Raw genomic sequence first — 15,548 nt, 5'->3', positions numbered from 1 at the left:
CGGGGCCTCGGTCCGGTGGCGTGGGCTCAACCCGCCCAGCCGACCTTCACCTGGTTCTGCTGCTGCTGCGAAATCATCTGGCGAAGCCGTCCCAAGGTATCGCTGTCCAGGGACTCGAAACGCAACCCCATGCCCGCGGGAAGCGCTCGTTCCTCCGCCTCCCGAAGCCACACCACCGTGGCCTGGGCCTGGATGTCCTGGTGGCCCGCGGGAGACAGCTTCACCACCGTACGCGCCCCTCGTGCCAGGGGCGTGCTCGTGCGGAGGAACAGTCCTCCTTCGCTCAAATTCGAGATTCGCGCGTAGAGCGTGACGTTGTCACCCTCGCACCAGCACCGAAGCTGGGTGGGAATCCGCGTGGACTTTCGGTTTTCGCTCAACCCGGAACCTTCTTCCGTCACCCGAATCCGCAGCCTAGGGACGGCCTGATTCCGCAGTCAAGTTCAAGGGTGGTGGAGCGCCCCACCCTTACCCACGGCCTCATCGCTCCAGGGAGCCCAGGTCGTCGAAGTGGGTCAGCTTCCGGAACTCGGCGAAGCGGGCGTGGATCTCCGGCCGCGTCACCTCGCGCAGGCGCTCCAGGCTGAACTTCTCCACCGTGAAGGAGGCCATGACGCTGCCCATCACCATGGCGCGGCGCAGCAGCGCCTGGTCCAACACGCCACTGGAGGTGGCCAGGGCGCCCATGAAGCCGCCGGCGAAGGTATCCCCCGCGCCGGTGGGGTCGAAGACCTCGGCCAGGGGGAAGGCGGGGCACGCGAAGATGTGCTCGGCCTCGAAGAGGAGCGCGCCGTACTCACCGCGCTTGATGACCACGCGCTGCGGGCCCATGGCCATGATGGCGCGAGCGGCCTTCACCACGTTGTGCTCGCCGGCCAGCTGACGGGCCTCCGCGTCGTTGACGAACAGGAGGTTGACGCGGGAGAGCGTCTTGAGCAGCGCGGCCCGGCTGCCCTTGATCCAGAAGTTCATGGTGTCGGCGGCCACCAGCTTCGGCGCCTTCACCTGGTTCAGCACCTGCGCCTGGAGTTCCGGGTGGATGTTGCCCAGGAAGACGTAGGGCGTATCCCGGTACGACTCCGGCAGCTTCGGGGAGAAGGCCTGGAAGACGTTGAGCTGGGTGTCCAGCGTCTGCGCCTCGTTCAGCTCGTAGCTGTAGCGGCCCTTCCAGCGGAAGGTGCGGCCCGTCTCCCGGGTGAGGCCCTCCAGGTCGATTCCCCGTCCGCGAAGGAAGTTGAGGTGCCCTTCGGGGAAGTCCTCGCCCACCACCGCCACGACGCGCGCGGGGCTGAAGAACGAGGCCGACGTAGAGAAGTAGGTGGCCGAGCCCCCGAGGATGTCCTCCTTCTGGCCGAAGGGGGTTTCCACTGAGTCCAGGGCAACGGAGCCGACGACGAGCAGGGACATGCGAGCTTCCTGGGGGGAGATGCCGTGAAATCAGGCACGGCGCTCCCCTGGGCCCCGTGCCCATGCCGGGTACGTCGTTTCCTGTTTTCCGTCAAGCACCGAGCGGTGGGTTCAGGGCGTCGGAATGCCTGTCAAGGTGAGGATGGCCTTCAGGTCATCATCCGTGAAGAACAGGCCGCCGCCCACGAAGAAGTCGCGGCCCGCCACCAGGCGCCGCGTCGCCAGGTCCCGCTGCTGCGCGTTGAGCATGTCGTCCATGCCGGCGATCAAATAGAGGTGATCGAGGGGCTGGGCGCGCAGGCTGGCGCGCAGGCGGGGGTAGCGCAGCTCGTCGTCCGCGAAGTTGAAGGCGTCCACCTGGAAGCGGAGCGCGTCGTTGAAGAAGTGCAGGTCGGCGCCCACGCCGCCGGTGGACTCGATGAGGCCCACGCGCAGGGTGGTGAAGTACCAGCGCTTGGCGAACTGCGCGCTGACCTTGAGGCTCTCCTTCGTCACCTTCCGCGTCTGCACGACGGGGTCGCCCTCGGACGGCGGGTTCGTCTGCAACACCTCCGTCGTCACGCTGCCGCGAGGGTCGTCCACCAGCTCCAGCAGGTAGTACTTGTCCGGCTTGGGGATGAGCCGCACGGAGAAGACGTTCTTCGAATTTCCCTGCGCGGCCAGGTAGGTGCTCTGGATGCCAATCTCCGCCTGGAGGTCGGTCAGGCGGGAGGTGAAGCGCGACACGTCCTGCACCGTCTCGCGGATCTCCCGGCCCACGGCCTCGTCGGCCAGCAGCACGCCGGCGGCGCCCTCCCCGTCCTTCACCTTGCGGGTGATCTCCTCCAGGTTGCCCAGCGTGCCGTCCAGCTTCTTGAGCGTCTCCTTGAGGCTGGCGACGGTCTCCTTCACGTCGCCTTCACCCGTGCCCACGATGTTCTTCACGCTGCCGAGCACCTGGCGCACGTCGCGGGTGATGAACTCGATGTTGTCGATGATGCGGGTGATTTCCGCCTGGTTGCCCTGGGTGATGCCGCGCACGTCCGCGGAGATGGCCTCGACGTTGCCGACGATGGTGTCCAGGCGGTCCGCGTTGCGCCGGACCGTGGCATCCACGGAGTCCGACAGCCGCACCAGGTTCTCCACGATGCGCTGGAGCGACCCTGCACCACGCTCACCGCCGAGCACTTCCCGCAGCGCCCCCGTCACCTCCTGGATGTCGGCGGTGATCTGCGACAGCGACTCGAAGACGGCCTCCATGCCCTGGGTGTCGACGACGCGGCGGATCTGCCCACCCGTCTCCAGGCTGGGAGCGCCCTCCGTGCCGGGGTTCAGGTCCAGCAGGTAGTCACCCAGCAGCGATTCCGAGCGCTTGGTGACGACGGCGTCCTCGCGCAGGTCCACGTCGTTGCGGATCTTCAACCAGACCTTCGCCCGGGTCCCCTCGAGCGAGATGCCGTCGATTTCGCCCACCGGGATACCGGCAATCTGCACGCGCCCACGCACGGCGAGGCCGGACGCATCCCGGAAATAGGCCCACACCCTCGTGGATTCGCTGTCGCTCAAACCACCTTTGCGAGCGAACAGGACGAAGGTGACGAAAAAAGCCCCCGCCGCGATGACCAGCAGGCCCACACGGAAGGGCGTGACGAGCTTCTTCACCTGATGTGACTCCGAGCGCGACCGGCCGGCGCGACTCTAACGTTTTGCATCCCGAGTGCCACATTTTCCTGGGGCCACCCGCCCTACCGCCGCTCTCAGCCCCGGTCAGTTCTTCCCGAACCAGGTCTCCAGGAACACCTTCACCGCGGGGTGATCCGCCTCGCGGAGTTGCTCCGGCGAACCGCTGGCCACGATGACGCCCTTGGAGAGGAAGGCAATCTGGTCCGCCACGTTGAAGGCGGAGGAGATGTCATGGCTGATGACCACGCTGGTGACGCCCAGTTCCTTCTGGGCGGCCAGGATCATCTCGTCCACGTAGTCCGTGGTGATGGGGTCCAGGCCGGTGGTCGGTTCGTCATAGAGCACCACCTTCGGGTCCATGACGATGGCCCGCGCCAGGCCCACCCGCTTGCGCATGCCGCCGGACAGGTCCGCGGGGAACCGGTCCTCGACGTCCCTCTTCAGACCCATCAGGTCCAACCGCGCGCGGACCTTCTGGCGGATGACGTCCTCCGGATCCTTCGTGTGCTCCCGCAGCGGGAAGGCCACGTTCTCGAAGACGGTCATCGAGTCGAACAGCGCGGCGGCCTGGAACACCATGCCGAACTTGTTGCGCACCTTCTGGAGCGACTCGACGCCCATGGGGACGATGTCCTCCCCGTCGATGATGACCTGGCCGCGGTCCGGCTTGAGCAGGCCAATCATGTGCTTCATCAGCACCGTCTTGCCGGAGCCTGAGCCGCCCAGGATGACGCAGGTGCTGCCGGCCGGCACGGTGAGGTTGATGCCGGTGAGCACCTTGTGGTCGCCGAACGTCTTGTGCAGGTCGACCACCTGGATCATCGGCGTGCCGGACGCCGGAGCGTTGGAGGCCGGGGGCGACATCAGAAGAAGAGGATGCCCAGGATGAAATCGAGGATGAAGATGGACAGGGCGCTGGCCACCATCGCCTCCGTGGTGGCCTGCCCCACGCCCTTGGCGCCGCCCGAGGCGTTGAAGCCCTTGAAGCAGCAGATGAGGGACACCGACAGGCCGAACACGGCGCCCTTGAGCAGGCCCTGGAAGATGTCCTCGGGCGCCAGCCACTGCTGCGTCCGGGAGAGGAAGGTTCCGGGGGAGATGCCCAGGCCCCCGACGGCTACCACGTAGGCCCCGCCCATGCCCATGGTGTTGAAGAGCATGGTGAGCGCCGGCACCATGAAGAGGCCGGCCAGCACCCGGGGAACCAGCAGGTACTGCACCGGGTTGACGGCCATGGTCTCCAGCGCGTCCACCTGCTCGGTGACGCGCATGGTGCCCAGCTCGGTGCACATGGCGGAACCCGCGCGCATGGTCACCATTAGCGCGGAGAACACGGCCGCCAGCTCGCGGGTCAGCGTCAGCGCCACCGTGGGGCCCACCAGGCTCTCCGCATCGAAGAGCTGAAAGGCGGTGGACGTCTGCAGCGCGAAGACCATGCCGGTGAACGTGCCAGTGAGCGACACGATGAAGATGGACCCGACGCCCACGAAATCCAGCTGGGCGAAGAGGTTGACCAGCCGGAAGGGGCGCCGCACGCTCCAGCGGAACACGTCCAGCCCCATGGTGATGATGCCGCCCAGGGTGCTGACGATGTCGATGAGGCCCTGGCCAAAGCGCGTGACGGCCTGGGTGAAGGGCCCGGGCTCGCGTGCCGGCTTGCTGGGGGTCTGCGTGGTCATGCGTTCGGGGCTACTCTTTATGGCGGCACGGTGGCCGGCACAAGGCCCGGGGAGGCAAGCGACGAAGACACTTCCTCCCTTGGAAGCGATGCCGTTATGTTCCGCGCCCCTTTACTCCCATGCCCGGCGGCGTCCCCTGCCGGGCAGAGAAACAGACGAACGAACATGGCAACTCATAAGGTCGGCGGCGAGGTGGATGCGCTTTGTACCCGCTGCAAGCTCACTCTCGCGCACACCATCCTGGCGATGGTGGGAACGAAGATTGCTCGGGTGCGCTGCAACACGTGTGGCGGAGACCACGCCTATCGCGCGGCGCCTGGTGCGACGGATCGTCCCTCGTCCAGCACCACCCGCACCACGCGCACCACGCGCTCGTCCTCCAGCAGCAGCGCGTCCGCGAAGGCGGAGAAGGTCATCATCTCCTTCGAGGAGCAGCTCGCTGGAAAGGATGTCGCCAACGCGCCCCGCTACAGCCCGAAGGACACGTACAAGGTGGATCAGGTCATCCAGCATCCCACCTTTGGCACGGGTTACGTGTCGGCCGTTCGCGGCGACAAGGTGGACATCACCTTCCGCACCGACACCAAGACGCTGGTGCACGGCCGTGGTGGCGGCCCGGTGGAGAAGCCGGTCTTCAACCCGCCCAGCCGGCAGGTGACCGGCCCCGCGGACAAGCCCCAGCCCGTCGGTGACAGCGCCGAGCCGGCGCCCGCTGACGGCGCCGAGCCGCCCCCCGCGTCGGAGGATTGACCGGGGCCGCACATCCATCAGGAGGGGCACGGACGATGACACTGCGCGCGCTGCCCCTCCTGATGGTCCTCGCCATGCCGGTGGCGGGGTTGGCGGCCGAGCCTGACGTCACCGTGTCCTGGTCGCCCGAGCGCATCGTGCTCGGCACCGATGCCCCGGTGACGTTGAAGGTCCAGGTCCCCGCCGGCACGGGAACCCTCCACGCCGCGGCATCCACGGGCACCTTCGCCTCGAACCGCGTGGAGCGTGGTGCTGTCCGCCTCTTCCAGTGGCGGCCTCCTTCCGTGCGTTATCCACAGGTGGCCGTGCTCCTCTTCTGGACGGACGCTCCCACTGCGGACGCGCCGCCCCCGGTGACGGTGGTGCGGCTGCCGCTGGTGGGACTCACGGAGCTCGATGTCACCACGGCGGCGGGCGCGCGCGTCGAGGTGGAGGTCGCGAATCGTCGCTTCGGCCCTGTTCGGGCGAACGCCCGGGGACAGGCTCGCGTGCCTGTCGAAGTCCCTCCTGGCGTCCGGCAGGCGCGAGTGCTGGCCACGCGAGGGACGCTTCGCACCGATGCAGCCGTTCCACTGGACCCGCCACCGGACTCGCCGCTGGCCGCGGCACTCGCGCCGCCTGCCCTGCCCGTGGTGGAGGGAGGCTGGCTACTGATGGCGGGTGAAGCGCCCCTGCGCGCCAGTGACGTCGACATGGTGGCGGAAGGCGCGGTGGTCGCTCCTCCCGATGAGGACATGCCGACGTCAGCGGTGGTGGCCCCGACCTCTGAGGACCCGCGGACGACGGGGCCTCTGTCAGATGCGGCAACGCGGACGGCCCCCGCGAGAAGCGGCTCCGCTCCGCCAGCACAGACGTTTCCGACGGAAGATGCTCCCCACTCGGCCGACGTCGGAGCCAATGCCCAGGATGTGCTGCGTGTTCGCGTCGTTCCAGCTTCCGGAGCCAAGCGGGTGAAGGTGCGCGTCCGCCGCCGGGACCAGACGCACGCATCACACACCGAGGCCGACGTCACCGTGCTGTCCACGTCCGTCACCCCGCGCGCATCCGAGGCGGTCGACACCTGGCGGAGTTCGTTCTTCCTGCTCGCGGGAGGTGTGATCGCGAGTGGCGCCAACACCGGTCCATCAGGCGGTGTGGGCGTCTCGGTCCTCACGCCTTGGTGGAGGCACCGCATCGCGGCGGAGCTGGAAGTCGGAGCCCGCACCGCCATGTACGGTGGCCCGGTAGAGGCGCTCGGAGCGGTCCGCTCGCAGGTGCTGGCCTTGCCCCTGCTCCTCTCCGTTCGCGCGGAGTTCTTCCGCCGTGGCGCGTTCTCCCTCCACGGGCGGGCAGGCGCCGGTCCCGTCCCCTTCCACCACTACCTCTCCAGCGAATTCCAGGGCGAAGTGAAAGAGAGCAGAGTCTCCGGCATGGGCTTCGTCTCCCTCCAAGCGGCCCACCGCTTCGGCCGCTGGAGCGCGTTGGCGGAGGCGCGAGGCGCCTGGGCGCCGGTGCACACGCCCTGGCTGGACAGTCAGCTCGGCGGGCTCGCGATGTACCTGGGCATGCGGTTCGAACCGTGAACCGGCCCTGGGCTTCAAAGTGAAGTGACGGACGCCCGCAGCAACTCGCGGGCACGGGCCATGTCCTCAGGCACGGGCGCCTCCACGGCGCGTGCCTCGACACCTGCCAGGGCAGGCCACTCCACACGCGCGGCATGAAGCGGCGTGCGTGACAGCACCACCGAGTCCCCTTCCCCGCCCAGGTCCTTCTCCGTCAGCGGCGCCTCGCGGCCGTACTGATGGTCCACCAGCAGCGGGTGCCCCAGGGACAGCAGGTGCACGCGAATCTGGTGCGTCCGCCCCGTGAGAGGCTCGGCCTCCACCAGGGACGCACGCTCGAAGGTCTCCACGGGCCGCACGCGGGTGCGCGAGGCCTTGGCTTCCGTATCCCCAGGCCGAGCCACGCGCATGCGCCCCTTCCTGCCGGCCACCAGGGGCGCATCCACCATTTGCGGCGCTTCGACCCGGCCCTCCACCAGCGCCACGTAGCGCTTGCGCACCTTCCCCGTCTCGAAGGCTCCCGACAGGGCCCGGTGCACCGCGGCGTCCAGTGCGAACACCAGGGCCCCCGAGGTGTCCCGATCCAACCGGTGCACCACGAAGACCTTCTGGCGCCGCTGCGTCTCCAGCAACTCCCGCAGCGAGGGGCCGCCTTCGCGCCCGGGAATGACGAGCATCCCGGGCGGCTTGTCCACCACGAGCACGCCACCGCCCTCGAAGAGGATGCGGACGTCCGTCACTCGTACTCCGACGCCGGCACCACGGTGATGGGGCCCAGGCCCTTGAGCAGCTTCTTCACCGCGGCCGCCTTGCCCAGCACCACCACGGCGGGCGCCTGCGCGAAGCAGTACTTCTTCGCGGCGGCCACGACTTCCTTCGGCGTCACCGCGCGCAGCCGGTCCCGGAACCGCTCCACCCAGTCATCCCCCAGCCCGTGCAGGCGGGCCTCGGCGATGCTTCCGGCAATGGACTCGTTCGTCTCCGTCCGCAGCGGGTACAGGCCGGCGAGGTAGGCCTGGGCATCCGCCAGCTCGCGGGGCTTGAGCCCCTTCTCCCGGACGCCGCCAATCTCCGCCAGGGCCACGTCGATGATTTCGCGCGTGGACTCCGTCTTCGTGAACGTGGACAGCGCGAAGACGCCGGCCGCGTTCATCGAGTCGAACCACGAGCTGACGCCATAGGTGAGGCCGCGGTTGACGCGAATCTCGTTCATCAGGCGCGAAGTGAATCCGCCGCCCAGGGCGATGTTCATCGCCGTGGCCGGGAAATAGTCCTCATGGCCCATGCGCATGCCGGGGCCGCCCAGCCGCACCTGCGACTGCGTCTGGTCCGGCTTGTCCACGATGATGACCCGGCCACCCAGGGCAATGCGCTCCGGCGCGGGAATGGCCACAGGCGCATCCGGCCCTCCCGTCCAATCAGCGAAGGCGTCTTCCGCCGCGGCAGCCACACTTTGAGGCTCCACCGCGCCTACCACGATGAGCATGGACACCTTGGGGCCCATGCGCTCCTGGTGGAAGCGCACCACGTCATCGCGCGTGAAGGTCTTCACGGTCTTCGACGAACCGCCCACGTCGTGGCCGTAGGGGTGGTTGCCCCAGAGCGCGCGGACCATGGCGCGGTCGGCGATGATGGACGGGTCGTCCAGGTCATTGGCGAACTGCGCCAGCTCGCGCTCGCGCGCGTCGTCCACTTCGGACTGCGGGAACGTGGGCTCGCGCACCAACTGGCCCAGGATGCCGAGCATCTGCACGAAGTGCTCGGACGGCGTGGTGAGGGCCACCGACAGCGTGTCCTCACCCACACCCACGCCCAGGCTGGCACCGACGAACTCCACCGCTTCGTCGATAGCCTGCGCGTTCAAACGGCGGGTGCCCCGGCGCAGCAGCCGGGCGGTGAAGTCCGCCAGGCCGTGCTTGCCATCCGGGTCGGTGGCGCTGCCCGCGCGAATCACCAGCCGCACGGACACCATGGGCAGGGGCCCGCGCTCGGCGGCGATGACCTTCAGGCCACTGGACGTGGTGCTTTCGTGCAGCGTGGGAAGCGTGAGGGCGCTCGTCGTGGCGCGGGGCGCGCCGCGCTTCGGCGAAGCCTTGCGAGCGACGGGGGCCTTGCCGCCGGCGCGCTTCGCCGGACGTGCGGGGGACTTTCGGGAGGGGCTCTTACGAGAAGCCATATCGGGAGGTTTCCTTGTACGGACCAGGCTCAGGCTTCGGTGGGCGCGGGAACCAGCGTCACCACGGAGCGGTGCTCGGGCGCGAAGTACTTCGCGGCCACGGCCTTGACCTGGTCGTTGGTGATGGAGGCGTAGGTGGAGGGCAGCGTCAGCAACCGGCGCCAGTCGCCGAGCAGCGCCTCGTAGTGGCCCAGGGCATGCGCCCGGCCGCTGTTCGTGGCCAGCTCGCGCAGGTGGTCCGAGCGCAGGTTGTTCTGCGCCTTCTGCAGCTCGCGCTCGGTGATGCCCTCTCGCGCGACCTTCTCCAGTTCGGCGTACAGCGCGGCCTCCACCTTCTTCGGGTCGGAGTCCGGCTTCAGGGCCAGGTAGAAGAGGATGGTGCCCGGGTCGATGCGCCAGCTCCAGTCGAGCATCAGCGACACGGCCAGCTTCTGCTCGTACACCAGCGAGCGGATCAGCCGGCTCCCCTCCCCCTTCGTCAGCACGTACTGGATGACGTCCAGCACGAAGGTGTCGTCATTGTGCGCGGCCGGGCCCCGGAAGCCCAGCATCAGCGCGGGGGACTGCGCGGGGTGGCGGACCTCGGCGCGGCGCTCGCCCTTCTGCTCGGGCTCGGAGTTGAGCACCGCCGCGGGCGCGGGGCCCTTGGGGATGTTCCCATAGTACTTGCGCACCAGCGCCAGCGTCTTCTTCGGGTCGATGGCCCCGACGATGTAGAGCACCGCGTTGTTGGGCGCGTAGTAGGTGCGGAAGTAGTCCTGGCAGTCCTCGCGGCGGATGGCCTCGATGTCCGCCATCCATCCAATGACAGGCCAGCGGTAGGGATGCGCCTTGTAGACGAGCGTGCCCAGCTCCTCGTCCATGATGCCGAAGATGTCGTTGTCCACGCGGACGCGGCGCTCTTCCTTCACCACCTCGCGCTCGCTGGTGAGCGTCTCCTGGGAGATGCGCAGCGAGCGCATCCGGTCCGACTCCAGGTCCAACACCGTCTCCAGTGCGTCAGCGGAGAAGTCGTCGTAGTACACCGTCAGGTCGGTGGACGTGTACGCGTTCGAGCGGCCGCCGTTGGACTCCAGCGTCTTGTCGAACATCTTGGGGCCGTACTTCTTCGCCCCGTTGAACATCATGTGCTCGAACAGGTGGCTGATGCCGGTGATGCCGGGCCGCTCGTTGCGGCTGCCGACCTGGAACACGGTGTAGAGGCTGACAACAGGAGCCTGGTGGTTGGCGAGCAACCGCACCTGGAGGCCGTTGGGAAGCGTGGCCTCGTGGACGTCGAACAGGGACTCGAGTGCGGGATCCGCCACGCGAGTGGGTACTTTGCTCGGGGAAGCCTTGGGCATAGGTCCCCGAACCTAACCAGAGCGTGGCTATAGATCCACGACACCCGCACGCAAGGCCATCACCACGGCCTCCACGTGAGAGTTGACGCCCATCTTCCGGTAGATATGCGACAGGTGCGTGCGCACCGTCCGCCGCTCCAGCGTCATCACGTGCCCCACCTCGGCGTTGGACAGGCCCTTGGCTACGTAGCGCAGCACCTCGAACTCCAGCGGCGTGAGCGCCCAGGGGTTCTCCGGCTTCTTCTCCGCCTGGGTGGACTTCGCCTGAACGGACTGGAAGTAGTTCCAGAAGCGCTTGGCGATGATGGGCTCCAGGACCGTCCCGCCCTCCATCACCTCCTGGATGCCGGAGCGGATCTTCTCCGGGCCCACCCGCTTCACCAGGTAGCCGGAGGCCCCGGCCTGGATGGCCTCGTAGACCTTCGTCTCGTCGTCGAAGGACGTGAGGATGAGGATCTCCACCTCCGGGGCGCGGCGCTTCACCCGCTGGGTCACCTGGATGCCGTTGATGCCGGGCAGCTCCAGGTCCAGGAGGACGAGCTGGGGGCGGAGCTGGACGATGTCCTCCACCGCGGCCTCCCCTTCCTGGGAGGTGCCTACCACCTCCAGTTCGGGAAAGGTGGCCAGCACCTTCACCAGGTTCTTGAGGAGCTGGGGTTGATCCTCGACGACGAAGATGCGGGTCGGGTCCATGGTCACCGCCTCGGAGACGTGAACGAGTCCACCAGGACCTTGAGGTGCTGCCCCCGCTTGATGCGCAGGTCCAGCTCCTTGGGCTCACCGGTGGCGACGGACACCAGCTTGATGCGCCGGGTGCCCATCTTGACGGGGTATCGGTTGAGGGGCGTACGACGGCTCAGCCGCGCGCCGTCGACGTAGACGGTCGCCGGCACATTGGTGGTGATGGTGACATACGCGCGCTGAGACTTCGGGGGAGGCTTCGGCTCGGGGTCTTCGTCCTCCTCGCCCCCTCGCGACGCGGCTTCTGGAGCGGGCGGCGGCGGACGCGCCGGCACCGGCGGCGGCGGCGCGATGGGCATGGCAGGCGGTGGGCCCTCGGGGGCGGCCTCGGCCTTCGCCTCCCGCGGGGCCTCCTCCGGCGCGGGTGCGGTATCACCACCGAGCTGCCACGCGGCCACCAGGAAGGTGATCAACCCCACCCCGGCGATGGCCGCCGCGATGCCCAACCGACGTCCATACCGGTGCTGGGCCACGGACAACCGCTGCTCCGCGCTCATCAGGCGCCGGTGCACGTCGGACGTCGAAGGCAACGCCGGATCGGACGGCGGCATCGCGATGTCGTCACGTGCTCGCGCCGAGGCCGGCTGCACCGCGGGCAACACGTCCGGAATCGTCTTGGGCCCCTTGGCCTCCGCGGGGGCGCGGCGGATCCGGGCACCGCGGCGACCTGGCGCGGAGACAGAGACCGAGCCCTCGTCATCCGCGGGCGGCTCGGGCGCGGAGAAGTCCTCCACGACCTTGAGGCGCGGATTTCGCCCGATGCGGGTGTGGCCGCTCCCTCCCCCCACCGACGACTGCTGGCGGCGAGGCTTCGGCGGAGCGGCGCCCGGCGGCGCTTCCCACCCCTGCTCCAGCGGTCCGGCGGGAGCGGGCCCGGTGTCCTCCTCCCCCGGCGCGGAGGTGGGGTCGGAGGCGGACACGCGCGAGGGTGCTCGCACCCGCGTGGCCACGTCCGCCACGTCCCGCTCGTACAGCTCCGGGCGGTACTCCTCGAACGCGGGCTCGGAGGCCTGCTGCGTCTCCGCGTTGGCCTCGTCCTCGGTCAGCGCGCGGCTGTATGGGGCTCGCTGAACCACGGACTTCTCGAGCTCCTCCGCGCGCAGGTCGTCCATCTCCGCGCCGGAGATGGGCTCCAGCGTGAAGGGCTCCTTGAACGGCGGGGGCCCCGAGCTGACGAGGCTCATCTCGTTGGGGAACAGCTCCCGCACGAAGCGGCGAACGTCGTCCACCGAGGGCATGCCGCCGCTGGCCGCGAGCTGATTGCGAAGCGACGTGGCGAACTCGCCACAGGAGCGGAAGCGGCGCTGGGGCGTGGGATCCAGTGCGCGGAGGATGAGCGGATCCAGCCGTGAATTGATGCGCCGGTCCACGCGGCTGGGCGGCGGCAACGCCTCGCTGCGCCGCGTGGACACCCCGCCGCTGCCGGGCACCACGGGCTCACGTTGGGTGAGCAGCTCGTAGGCGATGGCACCGAGCGAATAGATGTCCGACTGCGCGGAGTGCGGATCGCCCCGCGTGACTTCCGGCGCGCGGTACGTGCCGCGGCCCCGGTGGCCAAACGACTTGCGCAGCTGGGGCACGGCCATGAGGGCGCGCAGCGCGCCGAAGTCGCACACCGCGGGCAGACCGTCATGCGACAACACCACGTTGCCCGGGGTGATGGCGCCGTGCACCACGCCCGCCTCGTGCGCCTGATGCAGGGCCTCCAGGAGCTGGATGATGATGTGGAGCGCCACGGTGGGCGGCAGCACCACGTCCTTGGAGTGCAGGCGCTGAAGCGCGGTGCCCAGGGTGAAGCCGTCCACGTCCTCGCGGACCACGGCCAGGCGCTGGCGGATGACGCCCAGGTCCACGACGTGGAGGATGCCCGGGTGCCGCACGGGCTGGAGCAGCCGCGTCGTCTCCGCCAGGTCATGGGCGTAGGCCGGATCAGACGTCCTGGGGTGGAAGAGCTTCACCACCACGGGGATGCCGGGAAGCTCGATGCCCTGATACAGCTCGGCCAGCTCCCCGCCTTCCACCTTGCCCGTCAGCCGGTACGTGGCGGTCATCGCTTCTTTCGCGCCGGACGTCGCCGCGTGACGGCGGAAAAGACGAAACCACACCACACGCACGACTCACCGCGGCGGCCACGCGGCAGCTCCAGCGTGCACCCCGGGCAGCGGGGACGGGCCCGGGCCGGGCGCTCGGCCACACGCTGGGAGGTTCTTCGCGCGGCGGGCTCGGCGGCGGCGACTTTCAGACGCAACCGGGCCTCCAGGCGGCGAACCCGATCTTCGAGCGCGGCGATCCGGGCGGACAGGCGAGCTTGAACCGCCTCGGGGGCCTCCGAGGGCTGTCGTCGGGTGGGCGAGCGCATCGCAGATCCCGAAGCGTGCCATGCCGGCTCCAAACCCCGCAAGGTAAGAGCCGAGCCACCCACACGCGTGTTATGTGTCTGAGTCCCTTGGCACCATCACTTTCCCCGTTCCGTCCCATCCCGGGTGGGCCCGCGCCGGACCCGCTTCACGGGAGCTTCCGTTCTCCCCTCAATCGAGCCCGCGCCGAGGACGCCGCACAGCGCGCCGATGGACTGCTCGCCGACGAGGAGCTCACGCAGCTGCTCACGTCGCCCCGCGAGCGCCGGGTGGTGGTGCAACGGGCGCGGGACATCTTCGTCAACCGCAACCTGCGCATGGCCAGTGTCGAACTGTTCGGCTTCGACATGGATTACACGTTGGCCATCTATCACATGCGTCGACTGGAGCAGCTGTCGTTCGACATGACGCTGGCGAAGCTGGTGAGTGAGTACGGCTATCCGCCGGTGGTGGGCGGGCTGCTGTACGACCATCACTTCGTGATGCGCGGCCTGGCGGTGGACCGCGTCAACGGCAACATCCTGAAGATGGACCGTTTCGGCCACGTGGGCCGCGCGTACCACGGGCTGCGCCCGCTGAAGCGCGAGGTCTCGCGTGAGCTGTACCGGAACAGGCGTGTGCGGCTGCGCAACCCGCAGTTCGCGTGGAACGACACGTTGTTCGCGTTGCCGGAGACGTGCCTGTTCGCGGGCATCATCGAGCTGCTGGAGTCGCTAGGGCACACGGTCCAGTACGGCAAGCTGTACGACGACATCCGGGAGGCCATCGACACGGTGCACCGGGACAACTCGCTCAAGCGCGAGGTGCGCAAGGACCTGGCGCGCTACGTGTTCCTGGACCCGGAGCTGGGGCCGGCATTGCACAAGCTGCGCTCGGGTGGGAAGCGACTGTTCCTGCTGACGAACTCCGCGTGGGACTACACGGACGCGGTGATGAAGTACCTCCTGGATGGGCAGCTCGCGGAGTACCCGAGCTGGAGGAACTACTTCGACGTGGTGGTGACGTCGGCGGGCAAGCCGGGCTTCTTCACCGACTCGCACCCCTTCCTGGAGCTGGATGCCTCCACGGAGGAAGGCCGCGTGGTGGGCGAGGCCACGTCGCTGGAGCGCGGCAAGGTGTACTCGGGTGGCAACCTGGCGCGATTCGAGGAGCTGACGGGCTACCGGGGCGAGAACATCCTGTACGTGGGAGACCACATCTACGGCGACATCCTGAAGTCGAAGAAGTCGTCGCTGTGGCGCACGTGCATGGTGGTCCAGGAGATTGAGGACGAAATCACGTACACGGCGACGCGGCAGGAGGAGATTGGAACGCTGTCGCAGGTGGAGGTGCTCCGTGAGCGCCTGGACGACGAGGTGAACCACCACAAGACGCTGCTCAACATCCTGGATCGGCGGTTGGAGCGAGAACAGCTGGCACCGGACGAGCGGCTGGGCGTGGAGGAGCTCCGCAAGCAGACGAAGGTGGAGCTGGACCGGATGCGGCGGGCCTTGAAGGAGGCCAACGAGATCGCGGACACGCTCGAGCAGGACGTGGAGGAAGGCTTCAACCCGTACTGGGGACTGCTCTTCAAGGAAGGCAACGAGAACAGCCGCTTTGGCTACCAGGTGGAGCAGTACGCCTGTCTGTACACGAGCCGGGTGTCGAACTTCCTGCACCATTCGCCCATGCAGTACTACCGCTCACCGCGGGACAAGATGGCCCACGAGCAGGCCGGAGCCCTGTCCGCCCGGCTGTCCCCGATGGGCAGCGAAGGCCCCCCGAAGGGCGCCGGGAACGAGTAGGCCCCAGGCGACGTGTCAGACCCTCCCGTAGGATGGGAACCTGTCAGGTAGTCACCCCTGGAGGTCGGGTGCTACCTTGAGGACTTCACAGGTTCCATTCACGGCGAG

General features: G+C 68.4%; 13 protein-coding genes. 3 read left to right on the top strand and 10 right to left on the bottom strand.

Going from position 1 to position 15,548, the window contains the following annotated elements; genetic code table 11:
• Positions 1 to 26 precede the first annotated feature (26 nt).
• The 5 genes from F8M74_RS06325 to F8M74_RS06305 all read right to left on the bottom strand — a co-directional run bounded on the left by F8M74_RS06325 (position 27) and on the right by F8M74_RS06305 (position 4,748).
• On the bottom strand, positions 27 to 380 hold the full coding sequence (locus F8M74_RS06325; protein WP_216609442.1) for a TIGR02266 family protein: 354 nt from the start codon (positions 378 to 380) through the stop codon (positions 27 to 29).
• Between the two features lie 100 nt (positions 381 to 480).
• On the bottom strand, positions 481 to 1,407 hold the full coding sequence (locus F8M74_RS06320) for a PfkB family carbohydrate kinase (protein ID WP_141257996.1): 927 nt from the start codon (positions 1,405 to 1,407) through the stop codon (positions 481 to 483).
• A 111-nt stretch (positions 1,408 to 1,518) separates the two neighbouring features.
• Positions 1,519 to 3,048, bottom strand: a complete 1,530-nt coding sequence (locus F8M74_RS06315) for an MlaD family protein (protein ID WP_141257997.1) — start codon at positions 3,046 to 3,048, stop codon at positions 1,519 to 1,521.
• A 105-nt stretch (positions 3,049 to 3,153) separates the two neighbouring features.
• Complete coding sequence (locus tag F8M74_RS06310) at positions 3,154 to 3,891, bottom strand: ABC transporter ATP-binding protein (protein WP_141258008.1); 738 nt, start codon at positions 3,889 to 3,891, stop codon at positions 3,154 to 3,156.
• Between the two features lie 41 nt (positions 3,892 to 3,932).
• Positions 3,933 to 4,748, bottom strand: a complete 816-nt coding sequence (locus tag F8M74_RS06305; protein ID WP_011553734.1) for an ABC transporter permease — start codon at positions 4,746 to 4,748, stop codon at positions 3,933 to 3,935.
• A 30-nt stretch (positions 4,749 to 4,778) separates the two neighbouring features.
• On the opposite strand from F8M74_RS06305, the gene F8M74_RS06300 reads away from it, so the two are divergent.
• Positions 4,779 to 5,498, top strand: a complete 720-nt coding sequence (locus F8M74_RS06300; protein ID WP_141257998.1) for a hypothetical protein — start codon at positions 4,779 to 4,781, stop codon at positions 5,496 to 5,498.
• A gap of 35 nt (positions 5,499 to 5,533) precedes the next feature.
• Positions 5,534 to 7,060: a hypothetical protein gene (locus tag F8M74_RS06295; RefSeq protein WP_163884341.1), complete on the top strand. Its 1,527-nt coding sequence runs from the start codon at positions 5,534 to 5,536 to the stop codon at positions 7,058 to 7,060.
• A 14-nt stretch (positions 7,061 to 7,074) separates the two neighbouring features.
• On the opposite strand, the gene F8M74_RS06290 is transcribed toward F8M74_RS06295, so the two are convergent.
• The 5 genes from F8M74_RS06290 to F8M74_RS06270 are packed head-to-tail and all read right to left on the bottom strand — an operon-like array spanning position 7,075 to position 13,350.
• On the bottom strand, positions 7,075 to 7,779 hold the full coding sequence (locus F8M74_RS06290; protein ID WP_141258000.1) for an RluA family pseudouridine synthase: 705 nt from the start codon (positions 7,777 to 7,779) through the stop codon (positions 7,075 to 7,077).
• Positions 7,776 to 9,215 carry a pitrilysin family protein gene (locus F8M74_RS06285; RefSeq protein WP_141258001.1) on the bottom strand — a complete coding sequence of 480 codons (1,440 nt, stop codon included), beginning with the start codon at positions 9,213 to 9,215 and terminating at the stop codon, positions 7,776 to 7,778. The genes F8M74_RS06290 and F8M74_RS06285 overlap by 4 nt, the downstream gene beginning before the upstream one ends.
• A 29-nt stretch (positions 9,216 to 9,244) precedes the next feature.
• Positions 9,245 to 10,558: a pitrilysin family protein gene (locus F8M74_RS06280; protein WP_141258002.1), complete on the bottom strand. Its 1,314-nt coding sequence runs from the start codon at positions 10,556 to 10,558 to the stop codon at positions 9,245 to 9,247.
• A 27-nt stretch (positions 10,559 to 10,585) separates the two neighbouring features.
• A complete protein-coding gene (locus F8M74_RS06275) occupies positions 10,586 to 11,251 on the bottom strand; it encodes a response regulator transcription factor (RefSeq protein WP_171410444.1) in 666 nt (221 codons plus the stop codon).
• 2 nt (positions 11,252 to 11,253) lie between these two features.
• Positions 11,254 to 13,350, bottom strand: a complete 2,097-nt coding sequence (locus F8M74_RS06270; protein WP_216620571.1) for a serine/threonine-protein kinase — start codon at positions 13,348 to 13,350, stop codon at positions 11,254 to 11,256.
• A gap of 380 nt (positions 13,351 to 13,730) precedes the next feature.
• Between F8M74_RS06270 and F8M74_RS06265 the strand changes: the two genes are divergently transcribed.
• The gene (locus F8M74_RS06265; protein ID WP_141258006.1) at positions 13,731 to 15,440 is read left to right on the top strand and encodes an HAD-IG family 5'-nucleotidase; all 1,710 of its coding nucleotides are present in this window, start codon (positions 13,731 to 13,733) and stop codon (positions 15,438 to 15,440) included.
• Positions 15,441 to 15,548: the final 108 nt, after the last annotated feature.

It is taken from the genome of Myxococcus sp. CA023, from assembly GCF_010998615.1.
Taxonomy (GTDB): Bacteria; Myxococcota; Myxococcia; order Myxococcales; family Myxococcaceae; genus Myxococcus.
Note: the sequence above shows the minus strand (reverse complement) of the source record. Positions and strands in the feature narration are given on the sequence as shown.

Excerpts from the sequence above, each read along its gene's own strand:
- F8M74_RS06320 (WP_141257996.1), bottom strand. The coding sequence starts at position 1,407 with ATGTCCCTGCTCGTCGTCGGCTCCGTTGCCCTGGACTCAGTGGAAACC.
- F8M74_RS06310 (WP_141258008.1), bottom strand. The coding sequence starts at position 3,891 with ATGATCCAGGTGGTCGACCTGCACAAGACGTTCGGCGACCACAAGGTG.
- F8M74_RS06305 (WP_011553734.1), bottom strand. The coding sequence starts at position 4,748 with ATGACCACGCAGACCCCCAGCAAGCCGGCACGCGAGCCCGGGCCCTTC.
- F8M74_RS06295 (WP_163884341.1), top strand. The coding sequence starts at position 5,534 with ATGACACTGCGCGCGCTGCCCCTCCTGATGGTCCTCGCCATGCCGGTG.
- F8M74_RS06285 (WP_141258001.1), bottom strand. The coding sequence starts at position 9,215 with ATGGCTTCTCGTAAGAGCCCCTCCCGAAAGTCCCCCGCACGTCCGGCG.
- F8M74_RS06280 (WP_141258002.1), bottom strand. The coding sequence starts at position 10,558 with ATGCCCAAGGCTTCCCCGAGCAAAGTACCCACTCGCGTGGCGGATCCC.
- F8M74_RS06275 (WP_171410444.1), bottom strand. The coding sequence starts at position 11,251 with ATGGACCCGACCCGCATCTTCGTCGTCGAGGATCAACCCCAGCTCCTC.
- F8M74_RS06270 (WP_216620571.1), bottom strand. The coding sequence starts at position 13,350 with ATGACCGCCACGTACCGGCTGACGGGCAAGGTGGAAGGCGGGGAGCTG.
- F8M74_RS06265 (WP_141258006.1), top strand. The coding sequence starts at position 13,731 with ATGTGTCTGAGTCCCTTGGCACCATCACTTTCCCCGTTCCGTCCCATC.